Consider the following 5,809-nt stretch of genomic DNA (forward strand, 5'->3'; position numbering starts at 1 on the left):
TATCCAAATTTTTCGTCTGGGTAGAATTCTATTTAATCTTACAATCTACCATATACTTACATCAATTTAATTATTTATCATTAATTGTACTTTCTCTAACATCGTTGCCATTTACAATAGCTTTTAAAATGTAATAGATTCCCATAATCAAGAAAAATAAGAAAAAGACTGACCGTAATAACGCAAACGGTGTTTCAAACAAAAAAGCCCTCCAAAACACGTTTCCTTTCATATTCCATAAACCTGGTGTTAAATACCAACTTCTAAGATTAAATAGGTTATTCCAATTGAAGTATCCTGCTTGTATAAAAACAAAAAAATCAGTAAAAAGTAATATTACATAAGTTAACGCAAAGTTTATGAATCGCTTTCGTGGCAGATTTTTAGATTCTAAATCTGAAAAAATATCTCTCGGTGATTGAGCATTTTTTTGTTGAAAATACTGTGCTCCACCGTGACGACTTCCATACACCAACTTCCAGCCACTATCTGAAAACATTGTTACATAGTCTAAATACTTACTAGTACTCATATTTTCATCGTGAAAGTCGATGCGTGTATATGGACTAAAATCTGTCTCTGAATTTAATTTTTCAAATGTATAAATATGTAAAAAAGGATTGACCTTAACTAAACGATAGCCTGTCTCCTGAACTAAATTAATCCACTTTTCTTCTGCCCTTAAAGATAGAAATAATTTAAATTTTCTCATCATAATTGACCTCTAATATCCAAATTTATTTGCTACTTTAATCAGTTGTTTCATCCTTTGTGTTTCCAAACTCAAGATGTTCTTTCCATCAGCGGTTATTTGATAGACTCGGCGACGTTTGTCCTGACTAGGGACTTCTTTAATCCATCGTAGTTTTAACAAATTCTCGATGGCTCCGTACATAGTTCCAGCGGCTATCTTAACATCTCCATTACTTAGTCGATCAATTTCTTGAATTGCACCATATCCGTGAAATGGTTGGTTTAACACCAGTAAAATGTAATAAACTGTTTCGGTTAAGGGCAAGTTTTTATTTCTCATGAGAGAGGTACCTCCTAATATACAGTTCAACTTTATATTTTTAAACTATATACAGTGTAACTGTATATATGATTTATAGCAATGAAAAAACCACATTTTTTCAAATGTGGTCTAAATATTTATTAGCATCAGCACGTGACTTAAAGATAACTACATTCACTTTATCCTTGTACTTATTGATTGACGCATATATTTGCGGTAATTCATCTTGAGCAAAGTTTTCTATAAATTGCTTAAATTCAGGGTCAAAGCTAGTTTCCGTCCAAGGTAGATCCTCACGAGTTTTACCTACACGCGATTCGGCCCCAGCCAAACAAATATCAACCGGATAATCTAAAAGAAAAACTGTATCACAATACTTCAGCCGTCGTTCAATTGTTCGCTGATAATTTCCGTCAATAATCCAGTTATCCTTTTGCAGAATTTGTTGCAAGGTAGCATCAAATTCTGCTTTAGTATGAGTCGTTTGATCTGACTTATGCCATATCATGTCTAAATAATACAATGGTAATTCGGTTTTATCACGTAATTTACGGGCAAAAGTACTCTTTCCAGCACCTGGACTACCAATGACGATTGCTCTTAACATTAGTCTTACTTCCTATTCAAATTTTTGCCAGAATTTCTGACGATAATGCTCTACTACTATAAACGACAAAACGATTATTAGAAAGGCAACTATACCATTCACTATAATTGCTGGTTTACCAGTACCGATTAAAAAACTATAAAGTATTATAATTCCCACACTAAGGATCATGACAATTAACATCTTCAAAACGATTGCCATATTTCCGCCACCACGATTAAATAGTTCTGTAACGTTAGTCCAATTCGTTATACGTAAACGATAATCTCGGCTGAAATAATACAGGCTGATTAAATAAGTTCCCCAGATAGTACTGAGAATCATGGATAAGGACAAATAAAGATTCAATTTCCACACAATTATCATTACTATGATCAATGCCAAATTGATTACTATTTGAAAAATATATCCTAAGAGAAATTTACGTTTCAAATATTGTTTCATTGATATTGGCAATGAGTTAACGAATTCTAAACTACCTCGATCTAAAGAAATCATATTAGCAACTACTGTTGTTGAATTAGTAATAAAGGCACTAAAAGCTAATCCACCAACAAAGAAAACTCCCACCCATTTTAAAGGTAAATCACTAGGAATTTGTGTGAACGCAAAACTAATGATAAAGATCAAAGGCAATGCAACTGAATTAACAAGTACCTGTAATAATATATTTGATTCTTTCAACACTTGACGATTATAAGCATCCAAAATGGCATTGAGATTCTTTCGATCAACATGCTTACGTTTGCCAGAATTAGACAACATCTGCGAATTAATACTTGTCAATTGACTGCTCAAATGAGGCAAAATAGAACGCTTCAAAACAAAGCCTAGAATCAGTAGTACGATGATCAATCCTATCCAATTCAATAAACTTATTATCGAAGTTGGCTCTACAAAAGTTTTGAAAAGTGGCAACATAATTGGACTAATTGCTTGATGCTTTCCCGCCATATAATCACTATTATTTACCAAAAGAATTCCGGCCATAGCAATTACTAAAGTAATCACCATTAAACCGTTCATAACCATTTTTTGATGTTTACGGAAAATACTAGTTTTAGTTAAAGCAAAAACAATAATTGCACAAGCAAACAAAATTATTGTCAAAATAATACAAAACACTATTAAGGATAACAAAAGCGCAATTGGAATCATTATTCCAGCATGCCAAGCCGTTGAAAAGAACGCTATAAACAGTGGGAAAATGAACGGTATAACATTCAGTGCGACAACCGTCACCTTGCTGAGAAAAATCTCTTTTTGTTTAAAAGGTAACGGCAAATAATTGTTCAAATCTTTACCGGCAAAGAACACACTATATATACCAGAGATACTTTGAGAAATAGCTAATAGAACAAAAAGGACAACATAATAAGTGAACATATTAGGATACTCAGCCAAATTAATTGGCAACATTACTGTTCCGTAAACAAGGAAGAATATTAATCCATTGAGTAAAAATTGCATTTTCAATTTATTTGTTAACTCAGCACCAACTTTACCTTTTCTACGTAAACGGTCTGTTACTTGAGGATTCAATAGTCTCAAGTTAACAGCCAACAGATTCTTAAATTGATCCTTATTCATGGGAATCACCTTCAATATCATCGACTAGACCATCACCATTTTGGCGACCTGCCATTTTCAGATAGATTTCTTCAAGTGATTCATCATTATTTTGATTCAAAAGATTTTGTACTGAACCGTTATAGATCAAAACACCTTTTTTCAGAATTGCTAACTCATCACACAATTGTTGAGCTGTATCTAAATTATGAGTTGAAAAGATAACTGTTTTACCTTTAGCCGCATGTTTTTTCATCAATTGCTTTAAATCATAAGCTGCCTGAGGGTCTAATCCTTGCATCGGTTCATCTAGAATCCAAATATCAGGATCAGGCAATAAAGCTCCGATTATAATAGTCTTTTGACGCATACCATGAGAAAAACTAGCTAGTGTTTCATCAACATGCTCAGACATATTAAATAAAGTTACTAATTCTTGACGTCTCTGTTGTACATCTGCCGCTGACAAACTATAAGCCGATGTTAAAAGATCCCAATATTCCGCTGCTGTCAGTTGCAAGAAAATATCCGGTGTATCAGGAACATAGACAATTTTCTCTTTGATTTCTTGACGATGCTCTTGTAAATCTAGACCGTCAACTTTGATAGAACCACTAGTTGGTTCAATAATGCTGACTAAATTTTTGATTGTGGTCGATTTACCAGCACCATTGTGACCTAGAAATCCAAAAATTTCTCCTGATTTAATTTTGAGATTCAAATGCTGCAAAGCCTTCTTATCTCCATAATTTTTACTTAAATCCTCAATTTCAATCATTAATTAATCTCCCGTCGAGTAATCTCTTGATTCAATAAGTATAACAATTCCCGTTTTTTCAATATAGACAATTAGTAATTTATTTTCCGGAAAATTTGGCAATATAAATTGACAAGGACTATTTTTTCCTGTATTGCATCATCCGGCCCAAATTGTGACAATCTAATATCGATGATATGATGGAAATGATTTCATAATCATACAAGTATAAGGAGAATCATCCGATGAAAAAATTACTTATCACCGCATTAAAGAATGACGATTTAGGTATTAAAATTTCAAATTATGCTAACTAATAAAAAATCATAGGACAATAGTTCTATGATTTTTTATTTAGTTCTCTTGTCTTACTAGTTCAACATCGTGGTGAGTTTCCTTTTCAATCATTTCAATCATTTTTGCAATATCAGTCGTATTAGATACAGAACTGGATAAATCTAAATCAATTTTATGTCCATTCTCTAGCTTTACTGTTAGATAATAATCAGACGGAAAACGATCCAAAACAGTATCCGGACTATAGGCAAAGAGAGCACCACTTTCCTTTACCATTGATGGTGCCTTAATTCCTGTCGTTGCTACTAATTGAACGGCCATAACTTTAGAATAGTTAATAAAACTTTCTTTAGTCTTCCTGGGTACGAGTATCGCCGCTACTTTTTGTCCCGTGCTGACTAGATCACTGTATTTAATTCCCTGTTTACTGATTTCCCAATAACCATAGGTCTTAGTTAAGTTTAAAGTACAGATCATGATCATCACTATTAAAGACAAAATCCCCAAGAGAAGGCTGATCGACACATTATTAAACATCAAAAAGATTGCATAACCGATAATGATGCTTGAAGCTAAACAAATTAGTAACGGTATGTAATTGATTCTCTTACCAAAACTAACCTTCAAAGCCATCATCCCCCTTCTAAATTAAGTATACGCTCTTTTAAGTAAGCGTTTACTATTGATTTATAAAAAAACTTCAGTTGATCATGAAAAGATCAACTGAAGTTTTACTTTTTTAATTTAACTAAAGTTCTGGTGCCTAACACCGAACAGAGAACCTTTTCACCATCTATCATCGTAGCTTCACGAGTATGTTTATTGACTGATTCAACATTATTAACATTGACTACATATGATTTGTGACATCTAAAGAAGGATTCATTCTCATCCTCAATTCTTTTAATCGTACTATAAAATTCAAATTGTCCGTCCTTTAAATGAACGATTACCTTGTGTGGAACAGGCGAGCTCTCAAAAAACAAAATGTCATTGACCTTAATTGATCGAACTAGTTCACCTGTCTTAACTTGGAAGTACTCCTCATTATCTGAGGCGCTTTGCTCAAATTGTTTATTACAGAGATTAATGTCTTCGATGATTCGTTCCTGAATCTTTTCCGGATAATCCTTCAAAATGAAATCTAAAGCTTCAATTTGATATTTAAAGGTTAAAAAAACCATTTCCGAATGATTAGTGATAAAAACAATCTTACCTTCAAAATCAATTTTTCTAATTTTCGAAGCTAATTCGATTCCATTAATATGGTTTTCACCAAGTTCAATATCAATAAAATACAAGCTCTTATCAATTTCATTGCTATCCAAATAATTTAAAATCTCACTGGAATCATCCGTTGCAATTCGAACCCTCATATCAAGATTCTCAATTAGGAGATAATTTTCAATATATTTAACAACTTGATTCAACTGTTTGGGATTATCCTCGCAAACATAGATATCAATCACTCTCATCATCCTTTCGTACTAATTGTTATCTTTTGTAAGATGGATTGAAGTCAATATTTGAGACAGGTTTTAAGAGACATTCAGAACCGCGTTTA

At 32.8% G+C, this 5,809-nt stretch carries 7 protein-coding genes; all 7 read right to left on the bottom strand.

Annotated features, from left to right (window positions below):
- Positions 1-70 precede the first annotated feature (70 nt).
- Positions 71-715 (bottom strand): DUF2812 domain-containing protein, encoded by a 645-nt coding sequence (locus FD33_RS10510; RefSeq protein ID WP_227005222.1) that lies wholly within the window; start codon positions 713-715, stop codon positions 71-73.
- A gap of 9 nt (positions 716-724) precedes the next feature.
- The gene (locus FD33_RS10515; protein ID WP_034544459.1) at positions 725-1,033 is read right to left on the bottom strand and encodes a PadR family transcriptional regulator; all 309 of its coding nucleotides are present in this window, start codon (positions 1,031-1,033) and stop codon (positions 725-727) included.
- A 100-nt stretch (positions 1,034-1,133) separates the two neighbouring features.
- Positions 1,134-1,622, bottom strand: coding sequence for a P-loop NTPase family protein (locus FD33_RS10520; RefSeq protein WP_025086233.1), 489 nt, complete (start codon positions 1,620-1,622; stop codon positions 1,134-1,136).
- Positions 1,623-1,634: 12 nt separating this feature from the next.
- Positions 1,635-3,212 (bottom strand): hypothetical protein, encoded by a 1,578-nt coding sequence (locus FD33_RS10525; protein ID WP_025086234.1) that lies wholly within the window; start codon positions 3,210-3,212, stop codon positions 1,635-1,637.
- Entirely contained in the window at positions 3,205-3,969 is a 765-nt protein-coding gene (locus FD33_RS10530; RefSeq protein ID WP_025086235.1) for an ABC transporter ATP-binding protein, read from the bottom strand. The genes FD33_RS10525 and FD33_RS10530 overlap by 8 nt, the downstream gene beginning before the upstream one ends.
- A gap of 333 nt (positions 3,970-4,302) precedes the next feature.
- Positions 4,303-4,872 (bottom strand): hypothetical protein, encoded by a 570-nt coding sequence (locus FD33_RS10535; RefSeq protein ID WP_148299210.1) that lies wholly within the window; start codon positions 4,870-4,872, stop codon positions 4,303-4,305.
- A gap of 104 nt (positions 4,873-4,976) precedes the next feature.
- The gene (locus FD33_RS10540) at positions 4,977-5,714 is read right to left on the bottom strand and encodes a LytR/AlgR family response regulator transcription factor (protein WP_025086237.1); all 738 of its coding nucleotides are present in this window, start codon (positions 5,712-5,714) and stop codon (positions 4,977-4,979) included.
- Positions 5,715-5,809: the final 95 nt, after the last annotated feature.

Origin of the sequence: Companilactobacillus paralimentarius DSM 13238 = JCM 10415, assembly GCF_001434985.1 — a bacterium.
Lineage (GTDB): Bacteria > Bacillota > Bacilli > Lactobacillales > Lactobacillaceae > Companilactobacillus > Companilactobacillus paralimentarius.

Coding starts and splice junctions, on each gene's coding strand:
- FD33_RS10525 (WP_025086234.1), bottom strand. CDS start 3,212: ATGAATAAGGATCAATTTAAGAATCTGTTGGCTGTTAACTTGAGACTA.
- FD33_RS10510 (WP_227005222.1), bottom strand. CDS start 715: ATGATGAGAAAATTTAAATTATTTCTATCTTTAAGGGCAGAAGAAAAG.
- FD33_RS10530 (WP_025086235.1), bottom strand. CDS start 3,969: ATGATTGAAATTGAGGATTTAAGTAAAAATTATGGAGATAAGAAGGCT.
- FD33_RS10520 (WP_025086233.1), bottom strand. CDS start 1,622: ATGTTAAGAGCAATCGTCATTGGTAGTCCAGGTGCTGGAAAGAGTACT.
- FD33_RS10515 (WP_034544459.1), bottom strand. CDS start 1,033: ATGAGAAATAAAAACTTGCCCTTAACCGAAACAGTTTATTACATTTTA.